Raw genomic sequence first — 18,170 nt, 5'->3', positions numbered from 1 at the left:
GATTCATCATGATTAAGGGATTAACGGCACTGAAAAAAATTCAGCATGTCGAGCGATAACGATCCAGTGCTTTGCGCCAGATTGATTAGGGCATTGAGATAACTTAGGCGTGCTTCAGCCTGATCTTTGAGTGCGGTGTAATATTTTTGCTGAGCATCCAGTTCATCATTAACGGTGCGGAAGCCCATTTCACGGCCATACTGGACCGACACCACTTTTTCACGTGCTGAGTCGACGGCATTCTTTTGAGCACTGATTAAGGCTTTGCCATTGGTCAGACTAAGCCAGGCAGAACGGGTATCGGTTGCCGCTTTGCGTTGTGCTTCCATCGTGGAATACTTTGCTGCCTGACGACGATAAGCTGCTTCGAAGGATTGTGAAACCTGACTGCCGCCGGCAAACAATGGAACAGAAACGTTTACGCCATATTGGAGGTTATTACTCTTTGAGTTCGTCCCGAAGATTGCGTCATACAGGATATTGTCGTCGTCGTCATTACGACTCCAGTTCTTGCCGTATCGCGCATAGAGCGAGACCACTGGCATGTGTGCGCCGTCAGCCGCAAGAACATCTGCGTCTGCCTGATCATTCTGAAAAAGCGCAATTTTAATATCAGTATTACGCTGCTGGCTGGCATTAATTGCATCGGTCAGAGAAGAATAAGGCGATGCTTTCAGGCACTGAAAATTCACTGGTTCTACAGTGTCCGGGCTGATACCTGATAAACGGCGAAATGCCTCGCCTGCCAGCAATAGCTGATTGCCAGCTTCTATTTCCTTAGCCTGTGCCAGAGCGTAGTTAGCTTTTGCCTCGTCCAGTTCAGTGCGGGTATTCTGCCCATTGATTAACCCGGTCTGAAGTTTTTGCTCTTGTTGCCTAAAGTTATGGCTGGCGGCTTTGGCGGCCTGTAAAACTTCCTGCTGATAAAGCACTGTAAAATAAGCATTGCTAATAGCGCTAAGTAATTTCTCTTCAGCCTGTTTTGCCTGTGCTTCAGCAGTGTTGGCAATAGCAACACCTTTACGCCATCCGGCATATTTACTCATATCAAATAGCGGTTGTCTGACGCTGAGATCGTAACTGTGGTTGGTTACCCCACTCTGATATTTCTTATCAGGCTGTTCCTGACGATCCCAGTTTCCTTCCAGAGTTAATGTTGGCAACATTCCGGCCATGCCTTGCCAGTATTTTTGTTTATCTGCTGAACTGGTCATCTGACTGGATTGTAATGCTGAGTCATAGCTCAATGCAGCCTGAGCAGCTTGCTGCAGGTTGGTTGCAGATGTGAAAAATGGAGTACAGGTTAGTGCCAGTAATGCAATGTTCTGATTATGAAATTTCATGATTTTCGCTGTATATAAAAATTTTGTGCCAGGTGATTAAATGAGTTCCTGTGCAAAAACATACTTAATCAAATCTGTGTTTGATTGCAGCTGTAGCTTACGCATGGCGTTGTATTTCTGTGTTGCAACGGTGCTTATGCTACGTTTACGTGCTTTTGCTATCTCCATCAGGCTATATCCAATGGCGAATAATCGAATGACCTCTACTTCTGACGGCGACAAAAGTGTTTGTGCCGGATCTGCGGGTGCAGAGAGCATTAAATTCTTCATCTGTTCTGAGTAGTATATTCCTGTATTGGATGAGCAAACCCAATTGAATGCTTTGACCAAATCACGAATGTCGTCTCGCTTGTGTACGATGGCATTAACCGGGATTTGCAATATACTTTTCAAAATAGCCTGACTGTTTTGTGCAGTAAAAATAATAGTTTTTAAGTCCGGGTTTTTCTTATGTATCTGTTCTATTTTTTTTACGCCATTAACATCGTTACGCTCAAAATTAAAGCAGAAGTCCGTTATTAATATATCTGGCATATCCTCTCTGATAACAGACAGCAAATGATCAGCTTCAACAGGATAAGAAATAATATCAAGTTCTGAAAACTCCTTTACCAGTATGTTTTGGATGGAGTAAAAAATAAATGGACTTTCATCTGATACACCAAGCCTGAGCTTACTTTTTTCCTTAGGTTTATTCACAGATAATCCTTTTCTGTAGATAAATGTGAAGAAGGGCTCCGCAGAGCCCTGCTGATTACTGGTAACTAAGCGTATACGTTGCTACTGCATTGGCCGAGCCGGGATTTATTTTCGTCGCCGTCTGATAATAACGTGCATAGAGTGGCACTGTGATTAAGGCAGATGAGAGCGGGTAAGTCGCAATGTTAAACGGTGTAGCGAGTGCTATCGGCTGCTGATTTTCATTGAGGATTTGTACACCGACACCACTCGCTGTTGAGGCCGAGTTAAGTGCCACCACACCCAAATCCGATAATCCGCTAGACGCATCACCATCCAACTGCATCATCACATCAAACGAACCCGAAAGAAGTGCCTCACAGTTAAGCTGAATATTAAACGCGGTTGTAGCGCTAGTCTGGCCGATTCCTGATCCTAAACCGCTAGTAGGGTTCGTGGTGTAACTACCTAATGGCACAGGCAGATTGGTATCACCGGCGACTGAGCATGTCTGATCTTTAACTGTGATACCTGTTTTAATATTAGTGAAGTTGAATGATACATCTTTACCTGATACTAACGAACCAACGTCAAAAGCGTTTACATAGCTCTTTAGAGAAGTCGATGCTGACATAGAGTTGGAGGTCTTTACAATCTGATAGGGTACATTGAGAGAGACATCTGTATAGGTGCCCACGGTTCCGCCGCTGGTTAAGGCATAAGTACTAATCATGATACCGGTTGCAATACTTGCGGCATCGGTACTCATCTCTCCGCCATAGCCAGTATATAACGTCAATCCATAACCCAGGGCACTCGCGTCAATCGCCTTGCGCTTAAAATAGACCTCACCGCTTAATCCATCTAAGTACTGCTGCAAATTATCCAGAGCACATTTGAAGTTAGCAGTTGCCGTGCCGCTATAAACGATCGTACCCACTGGCACAGCTGCTGAAATATTAATGCCCAATGAGCTCACATCAACTAACGATGTACTTGATGTTATTTTACACGTCAGTGTCACATCCGTTGAGGTACCCGCTGCATTAACATTGAAAGCAGCTATCAGCATCAGACTTAATATTAATGAAACTGAGCCAATGAGGCGCATTACTTTCTTTCCTGAAATTAAAAACATGATGTTACCCCATTAACCCTGTGTATCTTTATTGTCGGTATTAGAAGCGTACTGTACCGGCTGCATTTGATCGCTACTGCAGGTTGTCGTTAATCTCGCCAGTGTCTGATTTTCACTGGACTGAACGGCACCAGATTCAAGGTTAACCAGGCACTTGTCATTTGCCGTTTTCCCCCATGAAACATGCAGGCGGCTGACATCTTTATTCAGCCTGACGTAAATCTGACCACCCTGTGAAACAGTAGTCACCAGATTGCCATTTTCATCATTAACTGATGCACCAAATGGTAAGGCATTGCCATTTGGCTGATTTGCCCTTATTAAAAGTGGTTTTCCCTTACTGGTTTTATAGTCCAGTCTGACTACAGCACCTTCAACAGGAATAACTCGCTGTTGAGTTGATTCCAGCTCAACATCAAGTGGAATACCTTTTGGATCAATCGCCAGTTCATTTATTCTGTACGGATTAAGATTAGGTACAATTGCTCTGCCGCTTCCGTCCAGCACTATGTTGGGATAACCGTACACGCGGGCACCTGCTGCATCATCGGCGCTTACTACAGCATACGTTGTCGACTGATAAGCACTAAAGTTAATGCTATCAGGTAACGCAATAACTGTTCCACTGGCGCCTGCCGAGGCTGAATAATAGTTTTCACCCTTAGTATATGCTGCTGTCAGCATGCTGTAAGGTGAGCGATATTGGCCACCGATCGAACCTGATTTTTTATTATCGATATCGCGTGCAGCACCTACGTTATAGCTAAATTGATCATTCTCACCTAGTACACCATTAAGTGCAGTTTGAGCAGTTACACCCTCTTTATTATGTGTGGCGCTTCCAGTTACATAATTTTTACTTTCACTACCAAGTGGTATAGAGAAGTCGAGTGAGAGTTGCGTGTCATGCCCGCCGGTTGAATATAATAATCGGTTTGCTGACAATGTATAGGACACGCGACCAATTCTATTATTATAGCCTAACTGAAATTGGGTGTTTGTACCGGTGCTGTTCCAGTAATTTTGAACGAAACCAGTAAGATAGATATTCCCATATGACTCCCCAAAATTTTGGCTGGCAGTCAGTGAAAAGCGTTGTTTAGGCCGGGAGAGATAATTTGTCCCGTTGGTTTTATTCTTTTTGTAATAGTTATTAATTTGCAGTGCATTGTCATAGCTGTAATAGCCTGATGACGAAAATCTATACGCTGCGAGGGTAAAGTTGGTGTCAGTCTGAGAAACTTTTTTACTGTAGGTCGCACGATAGCTCACACCCTGCTTTTTCTCATCGCCATATTTTGTCTGAGCACCAGTGATATCAAGAGAGATAGCGCCGATCGGTAACCCAAATGCACCGCCTAACAGCGCAGAGATATAGTTGTCTGATCCCAGCACACCGGTATAACCGGTCAGACTATTGGTAAAGCCATGCTGAATGGTGCCCTGATAAACAGAAGGCGTATAAGCCATGTTGTCTTTACGCGACACACCTCCCGTCACAGAGTAGAACGTCATACCCGGGCGCTTCAGTCTCGTCATGGCTGCATAAGGAACTGAAAAACGCGTTTCGCTGCCGTCAGCTTCTTTTACAGTGACATCTAAGTCGCCACCGTAGCCGGTAGGGTAGAGGTCGGAGATATTAAAGGGGCCTGGCGAAACGGTTGTCTCATAAATTTTACTACCGTTTTGCGATACAGTTACCTGAGCATTAGTACGTGCAACGCCACGAATTTCTGGTGCGTAACCACGTTGTGAATCAGGCCACATTTGATCGACAGTCGATATCTGCGCACCCCGGAAAGCGAGGGTATCAAAGAGCTCGCCACTCGTATTACCTTCACCTAACAGTAAGCGTGATTTCAGTTGCGGGATATCACGCTGAACATAGGTGTTGATGGCATTATAATGATGAGACTCCTTACCTTGCTGGCGTCGCCAGCTTAATGAGCCATCATGACGAAACATCCAGCCGCCAAGGTTAAAACCTGCCAGCGCCCTGCCATAAAAAGAGTCATATTCACGTCCGTCGTTAACAGAGCGATAATAGTTGGTGTCATAGTTAAGTGTTAACGCCGTTTCGCCCTTATCCCAGAATTCTGGAGCGACATAGCCACGTGCTGAGCGCAGCAAATAAATCTGTGGAATTGAGATGTCCATCTGCATATCAGCGGAGTTGATTGCGGCATGACTCTCCTTAACCACATCTTCCAGTGCTATACATTGCTTACCTGAACGTAACTCTTCAGCTTGCTCAGAGCTGAAGACTGTATCTTTAATGGAAAGGCTTTTTACCAGATCATAAGAAAGACAGGCTTTAGTACCTGCTCCCTCACGCACAACCTGAACATTCTCCCGACTAATCTGACGGCCATTCAAAAAGATATCCAGCGTGTAGACGCCGGGATCAATGGGGTTACCAGTTGCGTAGCGGGAAACGTCTACTTTTACACCAGCTAAATTTTTTACAAATGATTCATCGAAATCATAAGCAGTTTCAGCAATCGCTGACTGAGTTGCTGCGGTCAGGAACAGCGCCAAAAAAGAGCGATAAAAAGTTTTGCCAGTTGGTTTATTAAAAAATACCGTCCTTGCCATCATAATTTCCCCTGGATAATTATCAAAAGCTACTCGTTTATTTTGCTTTCAACCTTACGTGCTGCACCAAAGTCGTCCAGATACTGATAATTAAATGTTGTTTTTATTTGACTTGTGCCCATGCCTTTCAACGGGAACTCTTTTGTTTCGCCTGGTGCCAGCATTTCCCCTTTTTCACTGACTAATTTATGACCTGCGTTATCTTCTGCATTAATCTGTGAGACGTTAACGTAGAAAGGTGAGTTGTTAGTTGCGGAAAGAAAATTAGGTTTGTGACCGTGACGCCATACCAGTCCTGACGCAGCTTTATTGGCCTGGGCTGTATCAAACTGAACTGGACGATAAAAAATCTTGATGCGACTCCGGATTGCCATTTGCAGCTGGTTCTGATTAGCTAGACTTTTATCACGAGGAGGTATATCAAGGACATTAAGCCAGAAGATAGACTCTTTGTCGGTGGGCAGACTGGCGCCCGTAAAAACAATCCGTAACGTTTGTCCTTTATTCGCCTCCATACGGAAAACCGGAGGTAATAAAACGAAAGGAACATTTATTTTATCTACTGCTTCGTCAGGATTTCCGTCATCAACCCATGCCTGAACAAGCGCGGGATGATCGCCGCGATTATCCAGACGAACGGTAACCTCTTTCTCGGAAGCGGGGTAGATTACCCGGGTACCAATGATGGTCACACTGGCAAAGGCAGACGAAGTCATTGCGCAAGTGAGCAAACAGGAGATTAGAAATTTAAAACTTTTTTTTTTCATGATATTAACTGGAGTGATGAAAGGAGAAGAGTGGTGAGGGCATTGCCCTCACCATAATCAATTACAGGTAATTGATTGAATAGTTTACTGTTGACGCAACGGTACCCGCTTCTGCAGCAGCAGTTGCATAGTACTGAGCTGAGTAAGACAGGGTGCCAGCTCCTGCAGTCAGAGCGACAGTTGCAGGAGCGGTAGACTGTTCAGTGCTGCCTGCATTGATGGCGTTGTTAGCGCTGTCCAGAAGTTGCAGATCAACACCTGTAGCAGTACCCGTGTTAGTCAGGCGACCATTGGCGTTCACACCAGCGCCCTGCTCAAAGTAAGCGTAGACATCGCCAGTTGTTGCGGAGCAGTCGCTCAGCGCCAGAGTAAAGCGAGTGTTGCCCGCAACGGCACCTGCCGCATTTAATACACCGGCTGCTACTTTCGGCAGGGTAACGGTGGCAGTACTGCTTCCGCCGTTAACGCTTACGGTACAGGTCTGAGATGCAATGGTGCCGGTGAAGTTAATTGTGCCATCTGAAGCTTCTGCTGCACTAACCTGTGCCGCTGCCAGCAGCAGACCCATAGCAACCATGGATACCTTTTTCATATACTTTCCTTTGTATAAAATAGTGAACAACATTTAATTATGAGCGATTGATTTTTATGACAAGCGCTCATTCCTTCCCGGAAGTCTGTCGCCTTCCTGGTAAATCAGAACATCAGCAGGCCGAAAACTACGGCCGCAGCAACACCGACAATACCCATGCCAAAAGCAGTACCGCTAACTGGGTTAGCTTCTGGTATTGATTCCGGACGTACCCACTCAGTTTTTTCTTTGGAGCTTCCGCCAATCTGTTTAAAGAAATCTAAAATGACGGAAGTTAATGAGCCGCCACTAACGCCGTCAATTTCATTTTTTTTCAATTCACGCATGATTTTTCCTTATGCAGTAATTACACCTGTTCCCAGGTCAAGCTGGTTTTCAACAATATTATTGAACCAGCCTGCAGTTGTTTCCCAGCCATTCATCGCGCCATAAAGTGCGCCATCGACCAGCCCCACAACGGCACCCACGATCAGACCAACACCGCCAGAGATAATACCAACGCCCAGGACGCCGCCCGCGCTACCGCCGCTCATGGCCCATTTAAGACCGAAAGCAGTAATACCTGCAGCTGCACCTACAACGACTGAACCGATGAAATCAAAAAAACCTGCGCCTGAAACGTTCTGCATTTCAACAGATGTTAACTCTCTCATTTATATCTCCAGGATTAATCAGTTGTTCAATTATTCAGTAATGAATTTTTTAAAATGCCGCTTCAAGCGAACGGCGCTATTAGATTCTTAGGCCATAAAAAATAAAATAGCAAAATATCCATAATTGATATTTGGTGCGGTTTTTACTGGCTATAGAAGTTATGGTTTCATTACATTTTTTTTACATGCATTATGATTTGGTTGGGTGGATTGAGGTTATTCAGCTTATCGATAAGTTATTTCTGTTCATATTTTTATGGTTGTCTTTCGTTGAGGTGGAACTATCAATTTCAGACGGTGAGAATGGTACGCATTCTGCGATGTAAAGGCTTTGAAAATAATCTATGGGCTTTTCTTAAATCAGTCTGATTCGGAGTAGGCTAGCTTCATATGAAGTGTAAAGTAAAATCCGGGTGCTTAAAGGTATGTCCTGTGTTGGCTTAAAATTCTTATTAATTATTAAAAATTAGAATATAAATCTATATATATATCATTTGTCGATTTAAATGTCTGTTATGACAATACTATGGTTTAATTTATGCCATCAGGAGCTTTGTTGTTTTTTTTATTTTTACGGGGGAATTAACAATCATTATATTATGAGTAAACATGTGAAGATTATTACAGTTTTTTAAAATGCTAATGCGTACTTGTTTGTTTTAATACAGTGATTTTATAACATTAATGTTCATATGGTTATGATTGATTCCTTTTTTAAGAAAAAAGTTATAACCCCATCAGTAAGTCTCTACTTGTTAGTTTGAACTACTGATAAAATGGCTTTAAAGCGGTGAAATATCTGGTTGTGATGCCATTCTCTGGCTTAATTATCTTTCTTTTTGCATGTTTGTGGTGTTGAATTTTATCGCAATGGTTTTACTATAGTGAAACCAATAACGACCTCTTCTATGGCTTATAATGGGGGGGGCAGAGATAAGAAATACACCAGGCGAAATAAAGAGACTATAACAAACGGATTTTTACTAATTTTTCTACTAATCACTAACTTCGTGTTAGTTAGATTGAGTTAATTATTATGTATAGAGTGACTGAGAATCATGAGCGGATCATCGATGCGCTAGCCGGGTACACCCAGGTTGCTAATCCAGATGAGATTTCACGTGGTAAACGTCGTTATCATCTCACTAAAGATAATGTACGCCGGGTAATGTTCATTCTTGATGGTGACTTCCTGCTGAAATTAAAGAGTGAAAATAAGGTCTTAAATATCCTGTCTGCTCCCTTTGTTGTCGGTGTCACACCGGCACTCGATGAACCTCCTGTCTATCTGGAAAGAATCGATTATGGGAAGGTCAGTTTCATCGATTACGATGTGTTCTGGCGACTGGTATTTGAGAAGGACCTCTTTAACGATGCCATGTCCATTCTTTCTGGCCAGTACTCAGACCTGATGAACTACATTCAGCTACCCAAGAATAACTCACATGATGAAGTGATTTCTTTAATTGGCCGCTGGGAAAAATTGCCACCGCATCTTAAGAAGCGCTTTTCGGCACTTTACCTGATTGAAAACAGTTCTCATCTTTCAAAAAGCTCCATTTGCAGAGTTTTGAAAGAATTAAAAGAGAAAGGTGAGCTGACCCTGGTTAACGGCAAGTTTACCTGAGTCTATTTTTATTTAACTTTTGGGATGCTTAAGGGAAAATGGATTTTAAAGTCGTTTGTACAAATGAGAACTACTTCTTTCGTCTGGGCATCTCCAAAATTATTGAGGAGGCACTGTTATCAGATACGCCAGTAGAATTCTTACCCGCCTATGACGCAAAAAATTTATGTCAGGCGGACTTTATACTCATTAGTGTTGCACAGTGGCGCCTTTATATGTGTCAGCCTGCCTACCGGGATAGGAAACCCGGTAGCATTTTAATAGTCTTTGTTGACGATATTGAAGACATCATTACTGAGCATTTGCCTCTTTGCTATCGTTCTTTGATTATCATTTCGCACAGGGATTCTGTTCGCGATATTGCTGATAAAATCATCCGGTTCTGGCTGGGAAATCAGGGAAGGGCCAAAGGATTTGTACCCACGGATTGCTCGCATTGCGATTTCGCGCGTATTACAGTAGTCCAGCTGCAGGTGCTAAGTTTTCTCAAGAAAGGGTATAGCGTGGGGCAGACAGCTAAACGCCTGAATCTGTCCGCTAAAACAATTTATGCACATAAATACAATGTCATGAAGAAGTTTTCGCTAAGTGGTGATATGGCCTTTAACGCCTTCATCAATGATCTGACACTGCTTGAACTTTATAAGGGTGTTATTGAGTCTGGAAGATTTTAATTTCTTATGCATCCCATAGGTGAGTGGTCCTGCGAATTAAAGATTTAATTCTGATGCCCGGATTTTTTGTGATGCATAACGGCATTCACAGGTAGCCTTAAGGCCGTTAAGGGTTGATAAGTTTATGTAAGAAAAGAACCACGAAAATAATCAATCCCTGGCCATCCCCTTTAAAAGGGTAACGGCAATCATGTCAGGGGTGGTTATTTATATTTACAGTAACTATGCGGTTGCTGCACCCGTACTTCAACTCTCGATGCGTTTCAGTCAGGCGTGGGTACTCGTTATCCTTCTCAGTCTGCGCCGAGACTCAAAGAAACGCACATAAGTATGCAGAAATCTCCCTGACAAACTCGTGAATACTCATCCGGTTTGCTAAACAGTATTTGAAATTAACACTGTTGAAAGATAATGACTTTCAGCCATTATCCGTGCAGGGGTATAACCTTTGTACCATTTATTCCTGCAAATGGTAGGTTAACAGAGACTTCTGATACGTTAAAACAAGTAAAAAAGCCAGCGTCACCGCTGGCTTTTTTATATTTACAGATAATTATTTCAGGATATAAACATGATCTACGTTGATTTCGCTGTAGCCATCATCCCTATCAACTTCACCGCTGACCCGTACCTTTTTACCAATCAGATAGCGATCATCATCATCATCGTCTATATCGACACGGATGCGGCCAGTCGGATCTTTTAACCAGTAGTGATCATCATCGGCCCTGCAAGTGATCGTTCCCGTGAGCGTAACCTGACGATCGTCGCGCAGGGTTTTCGCCTCTGCAACCGTGACCTCCTGCCGGGCATATACCGAGCCTGAGCTGATGAGGGCCACTATCATCCATAATATTTTCTTCATTTACACGTTTCCTTTAACACCCATCCTTTGTCGGTTTATTTATTAAAAACTAAAACGATAGCCGGCGTTGACCTGGCGCTGGTTGAAGCGATTTCCATTCACCATATCTCCTTCGATAAAAAGGGTATGGTTACTGATTTGCGCACTGACACCGATACCGTTATTCCAGCCATTACCTTTAAACGAGAGACGCTCATCTGAACCATTCAGAGCATAAGCAGCATCCCCGTCAAACTCGCGCAAAACACCTGTTTTGACATAAGTATTGAGTTTGTAGTTGTTCTGATTGACTTCATAACCTGCCAGTACGCTGGCTCTTCCCATCATCGATTTGTAACTTGAGAGATTAATGTTGAGGCCATTCGACGCCTGCAAAGAGGTTCCATCCTGATGACCGGCAGTCAGCTGAAGCTGTGGTTCCAGGTAGAAGCCAGTAAGTTCGTCAGAGAAGCTGAACTTCTTCCCGGCTTCGAGTGATCCACTCAGGCCTGATGAGACACCCTGTCCGGATACGCGATTATTCTGGGTATCGCTGACATCGAATTGATTTCTCAGGCGGTTGAATTTCAGTACGCCATCCAGGTAGAAGCCCGCGTCATTCAGCCATGTGCCGTAGATACCAAAATGTTCAGATTTGGTAGTCCCATCGCCAGTACGATAATGAGGCGAGCCCTCTGTTGCTCCCATGAACAAGCCCAGATAGATCGGCAGATCATCGGACAGGCGTTTATCTACCCCAAACTGATAGCCTGTATAATTCATGCTGAAGTTGCTCAGCTTGCCATTGGCAAAACCACTGAAACGCCCATCCATTCCGCGCAGCCAGACATTGCCGCCCGTCTTTCCCTGGCGCACATCATCCATGCGCTGCATCAGAGTCTGCATTTCGGCATAATTCATCAGATAACCGATGTTAAGGAAGTTGGCACCTGCATTCGCTGTGCTGGTGATGGTTGAATTATTTTGTCCTGATGGCGTCGTGGGTGTCGTGGCATCCGAAGCGGAGGCGGGCTGAACAGGGGGATTCTCTGCTGGTATTACAGCCTGTTCGTCCGCTGCGGGCGTTTCAGGTGTTTTTGGCGATGAGAGAACCCAGTTAGTACCCTGTTTGTTAACCGAATAGACATAGCCGCCCAGTTCAACGTCGGTGTTGCCCCTGAAAGTCGCGATACCATCGGTAGTCTCAACAACGGTTAGTACTTCATTACCTGTGGTAATGGCACTGCCGCGGTTCAGAATATTCAGACCGTACTCACCTGCGCTGCTTTTGGTCACCACGATTTTGTCGCCAGTATTATTTACCCCTTCACCATTGCCGACCAGATTGGTACGAAGGGTAAAGTTGCCGCTACCGCTCAGGTTAGCAATGGTCAGAGTGGAGTAGGTCGCATCGTCTGTTGCTGCAGAAAGGTCTGTCAGTGAGTTATTTAATGTCAGGTTATCAAGATTTGATGTTTGACTAACGTTCCATGTGCTGTTGGTGAGGCTGACGTTTAAATGACCGCCATTCACATTATCGCTGGCAGCACTACCGGACCACAGTGAACCCGGCTCTAAATTAATGTCAATCAGACCTCCCAGCGATACCACGCTGCCGGTGATATCCGCTTTACCCTGAGAAGTAATAATGCCCGGTTCAAACCCTTCGGCGTAAAGTGTTGCTATTGCTACTCCGTCCGGAGAGGCCATATCGATAGAGAGATCGCCTGTCAGATTGGTCTGGCCACCATTCCAGGCGACAACACCTATTCCTGTATCAGGCCCGGTGATGCTGATGTCTTCGCCATTAATCACGCCTCCCCCCAGAGACCATAGGCCTCTGCTGACCATATCTGATTGTTTGAGAACAATATCTGTGTTTGCCAGATTGATCACTGCACCTGTCGATTGGGCGGATGCGCCATAACCACCAGACTGAATGGTGTTGCGTTCCTCTTCACTACCTGAAAAGTTGAGGGTGGCATTATTATCCATCGCAACAAGGCCGCCAGTCTGTGCTGAAGAGATCACGCTGCCTGCGCCGACATTTATCAGGCTATTTTCTCTGGCTGAAATGCCAGGAGAAGTCGTGCCAGATGTGCTGATTGTCAGATGATCGGCAGTCAGTTCACCCAGGCTCCAGATGCCTGCAGAAGTCTTACCTGTGGTGATAATGGTTGAGTGGCTGCCCAAATCAACCGAGCCATTATCCTGAATATTGATGCCCTGCGAGGCATCGCCCAGAGTATTAATGGTCAGCGCTTCCGCTTTAAGCGTTGCGGCACCATTAATCGCATCACCGGTCAATGTGTCCACCTGTACACCATGACTGTTGGTCCCGTTGGTCTGTATACTACTGTCACTGCCTAGATCAACGTTTGAGCCGTAACCGCTGACGCGCAGTGCAATACCGTTGGTGCCCTGGGTACTGATACTTGATGCTTCTGCCTGCAACGAGGATTGATTGCTTACAACCACCCCCTCTGCGTAAGCAATACCTGATCCAATCGATGTGACGGAGCTACCTGATCCCAGATTGGCAGTAACCTGCTTTCCACTGAGCTCCATCGCCACTGCGGATATTCCTGAAACATTGAGAATTAATTTATCAGCAGTAAAGTGACTGTTCGCAGCCTGGATGAAAATTCCCTTAGCGTAATGTTCAGGGTCTTTCACCGTAACTGTGCTGCCCGAACCGGCTGTCACTTCAGCAGCGGTTGCACCTGTTACAAGAATGCCATAATAACCATCGCCAGATGACTGATCGGCGATTAATGTGGTGCCATCTGCCAGCGTAATATCTCCGCCTCTCTGGCTTCCGACAACTGCAGCTGAACTGACCAGAGGCAACATACCCATTCCACCGGCCAGTATCATCGCTTTTACGCGTTTATTTAAGTCAGTATTATTATTCATATCTGTGACTCTTCCTTAAGGTTTTATTAAAGGGCCTGGGGGGCTGTGAAAATGTTAAACAGGCATGCCATTTCGCACTTCATACGCTCTTTTGGCCCGATACGAATTAAACGTCTTGTTAATTAAATCCATTAATTACAGCATATTTACTAAGGGCGGCAGGATTATGCAGGTCAGGCGTTAATTATGTAAAGAGAGTGAAAGCATGCATCTTTTGACAAGAGGTTAAAAGAACCGAAGTGTCATAAAGGAATTTTCATTTAAAATTAAGCTTATGTGTTAGCTGTCACTCGGGAAGTCTTGTTATTTATTATTACAGTCATTCTCATTTGAGGTTTGTTTATTGGTTCTCGCAGGTCAGTAATGAGAGTGCTGGTAGCAATAGGTGTTGTTAAGAGAGGGTTTAGCGCGTAGGTGCTATCATTATTACATGCTCAGATACACACCAGATTTTTCCATAAACGGGCAAGAAAGGACTCTGAAGCGATGGCCTATGAAAAACGTATGACGGCGAGCGTATTAATTAATGCGCTAATGCGCTAATGCGCTTTGTGCCATAGCCTTGTGAGCATAAGAAATGAAGTCTCACCTACCTGAAATTGATCCTGAGAGAGGGTTATATGAAAATCATGAAAAGAATAACAGTCTGCTCCCTGATGCTGGCCACGCTACAAATTAGTGCCTGCATGCCCCATCATGCCGAGCCACAGCGCCTGGCAATGCGGAATCCTGCAAGTCAATGGTGCCTGCAGCGTGGCGGCCAGCAGGTAAAGGATGAATCATTGAGCACCAGCACACTCTACTGTCTGTTACCTTCAGGAGAGAGGATTGAGCAGTGGGCATTGTATCATCGCGATCACCCGCAATAATCACTTTTCAATTTCCCTGCCAGCAGGATTATCAAACGCCATTGAAATGCATAGATAATGCCAAAGAGGCTTTGTCTAAACTCAATCCTGGCTAAATCTTTGCAAGACACCCGATCATTTATCGCAGTCCTTTTTCTGGACTACTACGGATTTCTGGTGTCGCTCTTACACTATAAATGGGTTAACCGCGTGTTTTATGTGTACCAGACACTGGATGGGTTAATCCCATGAATGATATTGACCATTATTTCCACAAAGTATTATTAGCTTTTTTTAGATAAGAATTAACTTCCCGGTAGATAAAAAATTTTATTCTGAATTAACAAATTATTTTTTATCAGGAAGTGTTTTTTTATATCTATTTTGATCTCATTTGGCAATTGTCCCGACATGATTTTTAATAAATATATTAAATGAAAAACTTTAATCCAATTTGGTAATGGGTTTTTATAGCCTTTTAATACAATGGGTTAACGCAGATTTTACGCTAATCTGGCTTCTTACTTTGATCTGAATCAATATCTATATAAAACTCAGATTCTGTTGCCGATTGTCATAATGATACTATTTCATTAATTAAGGTGTTTTTCTTAAATAATAATAGCCTCATGAGGATAATCCATTGAAATATTTTGGAAGCGCAGCGTTATGTTGCACCTTCTTTATCTGCACAAAATCTTATGCAGGCATCATGCGACACGATGTTGATGTGCAGGAATATCGTGATTTCGCTGAAAACCTGGGGAATTATTCTGTTGGTTTGACGAATATACCGGTCTATAAAATGGATGGTACTTTATCGGGGTATCTTGATTTCGCTATGCCCGATTTCGGCATGGTCGCTAATTATGGTTATAGTACCTTGGTTGCGCCTTCCTATGTTGCCAGTGCACGCCATAATACCGGTTATCAGTCAGTGGGTTTTGGTAAAGGTGCGCAGTATGGCGCAACTTACAAGCTGATTAATCGTAATGAAACACCATCTGATTCAGACGTCGATTTTCATTTGCCACGTCTGAATAAAGTGGTTATCGATGCCGGACCAATTGAAACCGTAGAGAAGTCTGAGATCCGTAAAGGGGATACTTCGCGCTACTCCTGGTATACCCGTATCGGTGGTGGTACACAAAGCCAGGTCAGCGAAGATCAGACACAGCAGATTACCCTGAGTGGTGCTTATAACTGGGTTAGTGGGGGAACGATCAATGCCGGTACAGTTACCACGCCATCCGGGAGTTTGCGTGCGATCGACTATGGTCCAGATAATCCCCTGACTTCACCATTGGCGATCGGGACTATGGCTGGTGACAGTGGCAGCCCAATCATGGTCTATGACGAAACAGATAAGGTCTGGAAGATTGCAGGGGTGTTACACGGTGCGTTTGTTAATGATCAGCCTTACGGCACCGAGAGTATCTGGGAATATATTCCGGATGGTTACATTCAAAGCACTATTGCCACTAACACCTCTCCTGATGTTGTCGATGTCGCAGGTAACGGCACGATTTTCTGGGACAACACCGCGATCACACAATACGGTTCCTCCTGGTCATGGGCAGGCCTGGATTCGGCCTATGCGTCAGCGGCGCCCTCTACCGCCACCAATGCAGAACTTGATGCCACCAAAGATCTTCGCTTCAACGGTGCTGGCGGGCTGATCACGCTAAATACGCCGATCAACATGGGCGCTGGCAAACTTCAGTTTTCCAATAACTACACTGTCTCGTCTGCCGACGGCGTCAATGCGACCTGGGCTGGCGGCGGCATTGAGGTTGACGCGGACAAAGAGGTTCTGTGGCAGGTCAATGGCGTGGCAAGCGATGCGCTGCATAAAATCGGCGCAGGTACACTGCATATCAATGCCATTGGCACAAACCCGGGTTCACTGAATGTGGGAGAGGGTACCGTTATCCTCGATCAACAAGCTGATGCCTCAGGCAATAAACAGGCGTTTTCGTCAGTCACTTTAGTGAGTGGTCGGCCAACCGTGGTACTGAATGATGAAAGTCAGGTTGCGACTGATCAGATCTACTTTGGCTATCGTGGGGGCCGTTTAGATTTGAATGGAAACGCGCTGAGTTTTAAAAAGATCAACCATACCGACAGCGGTGCAACGCTGGTTAACCACAGTGATAAAGACGCAACACTCAACATCACGGGTTACACCGCTGCCGACGTTCCCTTTTACACCTTCACGGGAAGTAACCCAAAAGGTACACCTGGCACGATCTATGAGTATAAAAATCCCTATACCAAAGATACGGAATATTTTCAGTTAAACACCACATCGTACTGGTATTTTCCCACGGATAAATCTTCAACGTCGACCTGGACCTATCTGGGTACCGATGCGGATGAAGCCATCAATCATCGCCTGACACAGCTCAACGTTCAGGTTTTCCGCGGTTTTCTGGGGGAAACACTGGGAAATGCGCTGAATGGTGTGATGAACGTGAATATCCTGCCGCGTAATGCCACGGCTATTACCGCACTGACCGGAGGGATGAATCTTAACGGCAATCTGGAGGTTGCTGGCGGTACCGTCGTTCTCTCTGGTCAGCCGGTTCCACATGCGGGAGGCGTTATCGTTGATGACGACTGGAACACTTCACTGTTTAAAGCCGATCAGATCAATGTAGGTACTGGTGCGAATTTCCAGGTGGGAGAATATGCTGGAGTGAAAGCCAACATTGTTGCTGCTGATTCGTCAACACTCTCTTTTGGCTACAACGATAGCGAGCTTGCAGGCGAGAAAAGCTGGCGTTGCTATTCTGCCATCTATTCTGATGATGTTTCCTGCAGTCAGCCAGTGCGAAGCGCGGATGCACTGGCAATGCTGCCCGCCAGCGAAGTGGAAGGCGATGCTCAGTTGGCTAACAATGCCTCACTTTATCTTGGTAAGGTTAACTATCAGGGGGCCGTGACATCAACAGGCAGCAGCCTTATGACGATGGATGCCAATGCGAACTGGACGATGACCGGCAACAGTAATATCAGTTCACTTCTGGCGAGACGTGGTTCGACACTTTCAATGGTGCCTTCAGGCCGCTGGAGCGCCAAAACACTGAATGTCGATACGCTGGATGCGACCGGGTTAAATCTGATGTTAGGCGTTAAACCCTCCACACTGGAAAGCGACAAACTGATTGTAAAAAATTCGGTGAGTGGTGGCGACAACCTGCTGGACGTAAGTCTGCTAATCGGAAGTGAAGACGAAGTTGCGCTGACCCAGGATCTGGTAATGGTTGATGCACCTGCTGGCACGTCGCACAGCTATTTCTCTTTTGCAGACAGCTACAGCGGATTTAGCGTTTACACCCCCAATTATCAGGTGAAAGACAATAACGACCGTGTTCTGTGGGTGCTGGAAAGTAATAAGTCGGCTGAGCCGGAAGTCACGCCTGAGCCGGAACCGACGCCAGTACCGGAAGTCACGCCTGAGCCGGAACCGACGCCAGCACCGGAAGTCACGCC

At 45.1% G+C, this 18,170-nt stretch carries 14 protein-coding genes; 4 read left to right on the top strand and 10 right to left on the bottom strand.

Annotated elements, in window-relative coordinates; genetic code table 11:
- Positions 1-20 precede the first annotated feature (20 nt).
- From IBT54_RS16705 to IBT54_RS16670, 8 genes are all read right to left on the bottom strand, one after another.
- A complete protein-coding gene (locus IBT54_RS16705; RefSeq protein WP_033785248.1) occupies positions 21-1,343 on the bottom strand; it encodes a TolC family outer membrane protein in 1,323 nt (440 codons plus the stop codon).
- 36 nt (positions 1,344-1,379) lie between these two features.
- Positions 1,380-2,042: a response regulator transcription factor gene (locus tag IBT54_RS25485; RefSeq protein ID WP_033785249.1), complete on the bottom strand. Its 663-nt coding sequence runs from the start codon at positions 2,040-2,042 to the stop codon at positions 1,380-1,382.
- A gap of 55 nt (positions 2,043-2,097) precedes the next feature.
- Positions 2,098-3,159, bottom strand: coding sequence for a fimbrial protein (locus tag IBT54_RS16695; RefSeq protein WP_201252499.1), 1,062 nt, complete (start codon positions 3,157-3,159; stop codon positions 2,098-2,100).
- 12 nt (positions 3,160-3,171) lie between these two features.
- Positions 3,172-5,757: a fimbria/pilus outer membrane usher protein gene (locus IBT54_RS16690; protein ID WP_201252498.1), complete on the bottom strand. Its 2,586-nt coding sequence runs from the start codon at positions 5,755-5,757 to the stop codon at positions 3,172-3,174.
- Between the two features lie 26 nt (positions 5,758-5,783).
- The gene (locus tag IBT54_RS16685) at positions 5,784-6,521 is read right to left on the bottom strand and encodes a molecular chaperone (RefSeq protein ID WP_201252497.1); all 738 of its coding nucleotides are present in this window, start codon (positions 6,519-6,521) and stop codon (positions 5,784-5,786) included.
- A 61-nt stretch (positions 6,522-6,582) separates the two neighbouring features.
- Complete coding sequence (locus tag IBT54_RS16680) at positions 6,583-7,113, bottom strand: fimbrial protein (RefSeq protein WP_033785251.1); 531 nt, start codon at positions 7,111-7,113, stop codon at positions 6,583-6,585.
- 104 nt (positions 7,114-7,217) lie between these two features.
- Positions 7,218-7,439, bottom strand: coding sequence for a hypothetical protein (locus tag IBT54_RS16675; RefSeq protein ID WP_201252496.1), 222 nt, complete (start codon positions 7,437-7,439; stop codon positions 7,218-7,220).
- A gap of 9 nt (positions 7,440-7,448) precedes the next feature.
- Positions 7,449-7,766 (bottom strand): hypothetical protein, encoded by a 318-nt coding sequence (locus IBT54_RS16670; protein ID WP_013356579.1) that lies wholly within the window; start codon positions 7,764-7,766, stop codon positions 7,449-7,451.
- 1,036 nt (positions 7,767-8,802) lie between these two features.
- Here IBT54_RS16670 and IBT54_RS16665 point away from each other — a divergent pair.
- Together IBT54_RS16665 and IBT54_RS16660 are read left to right on the top strand one after the other, a co-directional pair.
- Positions 8,803-9,393, top strand: a complete 591-nt coding sequence (locus IBT54_RS16665; protein WP_013356578.1) for a helix-turn-helix domain-containing protein — start codon at positions 8,803-8,805, stop codon at positions 9,391-9,393.
- A 38-nt stretch (positions 9,394-9,431) separates the two neighbouring features.
- On the top strand, positions 9,432-10,067 hold the full coding sequence (locus tag IBT54_RS16660) for a LuxR family transcriptional regulator (RefSeq protein ID WP_147789898.1): 636 nt from the start codon (positions 9,432-9,434) through the stop codon (positions 10,065-10,067).
- Between the two features lie 553 nt (positions 10,068-10,620).
- Here IBT54_RS16660 and IBT54_RS16655 read toward each other — a convergent pair.
- On the bottom strand, positions 10,621-10,932 hold the full coding sequence (locus IBT54_RS16655; protein WP_201252495.1) for a NirD/YgiW/YdeI family stress tolerance protein: 312 nt from the start codon (positions 10,930-10,932) through the stop codon (positions 10,621-10,623).
- Positions 10,933-10,974: 42 nt separating this feature from the next.
- Positions 10,975-13,827 carry an autotransporter outer membrane beta-barrel domain-containing protein gene (locus tag IBT54_RS16650; RefSeq protein ID WP_201252494.1) on the bottom strand — a complete coding sequence of 951 codons (2,853 nt, stop codon included), beginning with the start codon at positions 13,825-13,827 and terminating at the stop codon, positions 10,975-10,977.
- A 620-nt stretch (positions 13,828-14,447) separates the two neighbouring features.
- Here IBT54_RS16650 and IBT54_RS16645 point away from each other — a divergent pair.
- Complete coding sequence (locus tag IBT54_RS16645) at positions 14,448-14,696, top strand: DUF333 domain-containing protein (RefSeq protein ID WP_201252493.1); 249 nt, start codon at positions 14,448-14,450, stop codon at positions 14,694-14,696.
- Between the two features lie 691 nt (positions 14,697-15,387).
- The coding region (locus IBT54_RS16640) for a S6 family peptidase (RefSeq protein WP_201252492.1) at positions 15,388-18,170 on the top strand (2,783 nt) is incomplete at its 3' end.

It is taken from the genome of Pantoea sp. S62 (assembly GCF_016658625.1).
GTDB lineage: Bacteria > Pseudomonadota > Gammaproteobacteria > Enterobacterales > Enterobacteriaceae > Pantoea > Pantoea vagans.
The sequence above is the reverse complement of the archived record's forward strand: the minus strand, read 5'-3'. Positions and strand labels throughout refer to the sequence as shown.

Bases quoted from the DNA above. Each gene is read 5' to 3' on its own strand.
- IBT54_RS16705 (WP_033785248.1), bottom strand. From the start codon at position 1,343: ATGAAATTTCATAATCAGAACATTGCATTACTGGCACTAACCTGTACT.
- IBT54_RS16695 (WP_201252499.1), bottom strand. From the start codon at position 3,159: ATGTTTTTAATTTCAGGAAAGAAAGTAATGCGCCTCATTGGCTCAGTT.
- IBT54_RS16690 (WP_201252498.1), bottom strand. From the start codon at position 5,757: ATGATGGCAAGGACGGTATTTTTTAATAAACCAACTGGCAAAACTTTT.
- IBT54_RS16685 (WP_201252497.1), bottom strand. From the start codon at position 6,521: ATGAAAAAAAAAAGTTTTAAATTTCTAATCTCCTGTTTGCTCACTTGC.
- IBT54_RS16680 (WP_033785251.1), bottom strand. From the start codon at position 7,113: ATGAAAAAGGTATCCATGGTTGCTATGGGTCTGCTGCTGGCAGCGGCA.
- IBT54_RS16675 (WP_201252496.1), bottom strand. From the start codon at position 7,439: ATGCGTGAATTGAAAAAAAATGAAATTGACGGCGTTAGTGGCGGCTCA.
- IBT54_RS16670 (WP_013356579.1), bottom strand. From the start codon at position 7,766: ATGAGAGAGTTAACATCTGTTGAAATGCAGAACGTTTCAGGCGCAGGT.
- IBT54_RS16665 (WP_013356578.1), top strand. From the start codon at position 8,803: ATGTATAGAGTGACTGAGAATCATGAGCGGATCATCGATGCGCTAGCC.
- IBT54_RS16660 (WP_147789898.1), top strand. From the start codon at position 9,432: ATGGATTTTAAAGTCGTTTGTACAAATGAGAACTACTTCTTTCGTCTG.
- IBT54_RS16655 (WP_201252495.1), bottom strand. From the start codon at position 10,932: ATGAAGAAAATATTATGGATGATAGTGGCCCTCATCAGCTCAGGCTCG.
- IBT54_RS16650 (WP_201252494.1), bottom strand. From the start codon at position 13,827: ATGAATAATAATACTGACTTAAATAAACGCGTAAAAGCGATGATACTG.
- IBT54_RS16645 (WP_201252493.1), top strand. From the start codon at position 14,448: ATGAAAATCATGAAAAGAATAACAGTCTGCTCCCTGATGCTGGCCACG.